A 3124-nucleotide genomic window follows, 5' to 3' on the forward strand; every position below is an offset into this window, starting at 1 on the left:
GATGGACATTATTTTTGTAGAGCCGGAGGAAACAGACCAGACGGTTTAAATGAGCCGGTTACCGCCGTGTGGGGCAACGGCTATAGCACCGTACAATCCTTTTTAACCGCCCCGCCACTGTTTATGATCATTGCCGGGATCTTCCTCTGCAAACTGTTTGCCGTTCTGGCGAGTAGTGGTTCCGGCGCACCGGGCGGTGTCTTTACACCGATGCTATTTATCGGTCTTGCCATTGGCATGTTGTATGGTCGTAGCCTGGGGTTATGGTTTCATGACGGCGAAGAAATTACGCTTTTACTCGGATTGACCGGGATGGCAACACTGTTGGCGGCGACCACGCACGCACCGATTATGTCGACGTTGATGATATGCGAAATGACCGGGGAGTATCAGCTACTTCCCGGTTTATTGATTGCCTGCGTGATTGCGTCAGTAATCTCGCGAACGTTACACCGTGACTCTATTTACCGCCAGCACACTGCGCAGCATGGATAAGCGGATGTATTGCCCCAGTTCACGCTGTTCAGCGCGCGGCAGATAAGGCAGTTCACCAATGAGCGGTGCCGGAAGTTTTTTACCCAGCACATCAATGATTTCCGCATAATGCGCCAGTCCAGGGTTAATTCGGTTAGCCACCCAGCCAATAAGCGGCAGCCCGTCGTTGGCAATCGCCTGAGCTGTCAGCAGCGCATGGTTAATGCAACCTTCCTGAATACCGACAACCATCAACACCGGCAGTTGTTCCTGCACCACCCATTCAGAGAGCGGGCGCAAATCATTCATCAGACTGCGCCAGCCGCCAGTCCCTTCGACCACCACATGATCGACTTTATCGGTCAGGTTTGCCAGGCCGTTTGAAATGAGGGTGTAATTGATTGGGCAACTGTGCGCCACGCTACTTTCTTCTTCGCTTAACGCAATAGGATTAACTGCTTCATAAGGCAGTTCGATGGTTGAAACACTCTGCAACACCAGGGCATCTTTATTACGCAGCCCTTCGGGTGTCTCTTTGCTCCCCTTCGCTACGGGTTTATATCCCGCAACCGTTTTTCCCTGGGAGGCTAACGCTTGTAGCAATGCGCGGGAAACCACTGTTTTCCCTACAGAAGTGTCTGTACCTGTAATAAAGAAACGCTTCAGCATCACTAACTCCACCGTTATGCTTCACAAATATAAGCCAGGAAAATAATTAACCTTGAAAGTCTAAGTTATGCTTTCCTGGCCCAAATTGAGGTAGCGCAAATTTTGGTAGAACAGTTAAAAAATGTTAACCCTGCAACAGACGAATCAACAAAGAACCGTTATACATCGCGTCTTTTACCAGCGCAGCGCCCGCCATCGTACCCTGGTTAGAAAACTGGGTACTCTCAACACTAATGTGCTGACTATACGCAGGAAGGGCCTGCTGACGGATGCTGTCCGAGATGACTGGGAAGAGGATATCTGCCGCTTTACTTAACGGTGAGCCAATCAGTATTTTTTGTGGGTTAAATAAATTCACCATAATCGCAAGAATGCGCCCGACATGCGCTCCCACCCCGGTAATGATGTCTTTTGCCAGCAGATCGCCGCGCAATGCCGCCTGACACAAGGAGTCCACGGTTAACGGCTGTCCATGTAACATCGAGCTCATGGATTGACTAAGACGCAACTGTGCCAGCTCAAGAATACTGTCAACGCTGGCGATGGTTTCGAGGCAGCCGTGATTCCCGCAATAACAGCGCTTTCCATACGGGTCGACCTGCGTGTGACCTATCTCCACGAGGCTACTGCTGCCTGCGTGTAGCAGATGGCCATCGGTAATGACACCCGCCCCCACGTTGTGATCGATAACCACCTGAATCACATCGCGTGCCCCACGTGAGGCGCCGAACAAGGCCTCAGCCATCGTCCATGCGCTGATATCATGCTGAATATAAACCGGTACACCGGTATGCTGCTCCAGCACCTCGCCGAGCGGCATCTCTTTTACATCCTCGTAGAACGGCATGCGATGCACAATACCATTTTCCGTATCAATAATTCCCGGCAAGGTTATGGCAATCGAAGTTAGACGCTCAAGTTTTTTCTGATGGCGGATAAAAAACTGATCGATATGGGAAATGATACGATCCAGCAATGGTGAGTCATCTTTCAACGCCAGCTCTTGCGACTCTTCCACCACCAGTTTGCTGCTTAGATCGCGCAGGGCAAGGAAAATCGCCCCGCGACTAATGCGCAGAGAAAGATAGTGCCAGGCTTCGGTTTCAACCACCAGCCCCACCGCAGGACGACCACGGTTCCCCGCTTCTTTGATTTCCAGCTCTTGCACCAGATGTGCTTCGAGCATTTCACGGACAATTTTGGTGATACTGGCGGGAGCCAGTTGCGCCAGACGGGAAAGATCGATACGCGAGACTGGGCCGAGCTGATCAATCAGCCGATAAACCGCGCCCGCGTTGGTCTGCTTTATTTGATCAATGTGCCCTGGCTGGTTTTCAGCAACCACCGCATACTCCCTATATTTTCGCGCTCCGAAATAATCTGCAGGCTATGGTGAAGCACTTTAATGCGTGTCGTCAAATTTTTACTTAGGCATGTGATTAACAGCACATTTTTCGGGCTTTTTCGCTGAAATTTCCCTCACCTGAGAGCATTTAACAGGTGAGCACGAAAGTTACGCGCAGCCGGGCTTTGCTCATGATGTTTCGGCCAGACCAGCCACATTTCAGAAACCGCATCCTCTTCAGCAATCGGCACCCAGCGCATTTCGTTGAGCTGAACACGTTTAAATGACGCAGGCAAAATTGAAACACCCAGACCGGCAGAAACCAGGCCGATGATGGTCATCGCCTCGCCCACCTCCTGAGTGATGACTGGCGTCAAATTGTAACGTCGCATCAGCCCGAGAATATCGTCATACAATCCTGTCCCGACGTGCGGATCAAAAAAGACAAAGGGTTCTTTCGCCAGTTCAGCCAGCGTTACATTCGGGTTATTGGCCAGGGGATGATCGTGCGGGATCATCGCCATAAGCGGTTCATGGACGATGACTGCGTGTTCAAGCATTTCCGGTAACTGCGTGTGTCAACGCCAAGATTATTGGCCGTTTTTCGCCATTTTTAATGTCCGCTATTGGTCATTA

At 51.0% G+C, this 3124-nt stretch carries 3 protein-coding genes and 1 pseudogene; 1 reads left to right on the forward strand and 3 read right to left on the reverse strand.

Annotated features, from left to right (window positions below):
* A partial coding sequence (locus tag A7090_RS00340) for a chloride channel protein (RefSeq protein ID WP_241957258.1) occupies positions 1-495 on the forward strand: 495 nt, incomplete at its 5' end.
* Here A7090_RS00340 and bioD read toward each other — a convergent pair.
* The 3 genes and pseudogenes from bioD to A7090_RS00355 all read right to left on the reverse strand — a co-directional run.
* A complete protein-coding gene (gene bioD / locus A7090_RS00345) occupies positions 448-1143 on the reverse strand; it encodes a dethiobiotin synthase (protein ID WP_105272590.1) in 696 nt (231 codons plus the stop codon). The two genes, A7090_RS00340 and bioD, sit on opposite strands and share 48 nt — an antisense overlap.
* A gap of 124 nt (positions 1144-1267) precedes the next feature.
* Positions 1268-2488 (reverse strand): sugar metabolism global transcriptional regulator Mlc, encoded by a 1221-nt coding sequence (mlc, locus tag A7090_RS00350; RefSeq protein ID WP_105272591.1) that lies wholly within the window; start codon positions 2486-2488, stop codon positions 1268-1270.
* Positions 2489-2622: 134 nt separating this feature from the next.
* Positions 2623-3066: pseudogene (locus A7090_RS00355) on the reverse strand (LysR family substrate-binding domain-containing protein); the annotation flags it as partial.
* Positions 3067-3124: the final 58 nt, after the last annotated feature.

Source organism: Escherichia sp. MOD1-EC7003, from assembly GCF_002965065.1.
Taxonomy (GTDB): Bacteria; Pseudomonadota; Gammaproteobacteria; order Enterobacterales; family Enterobacteriaceae; genus Escherichia.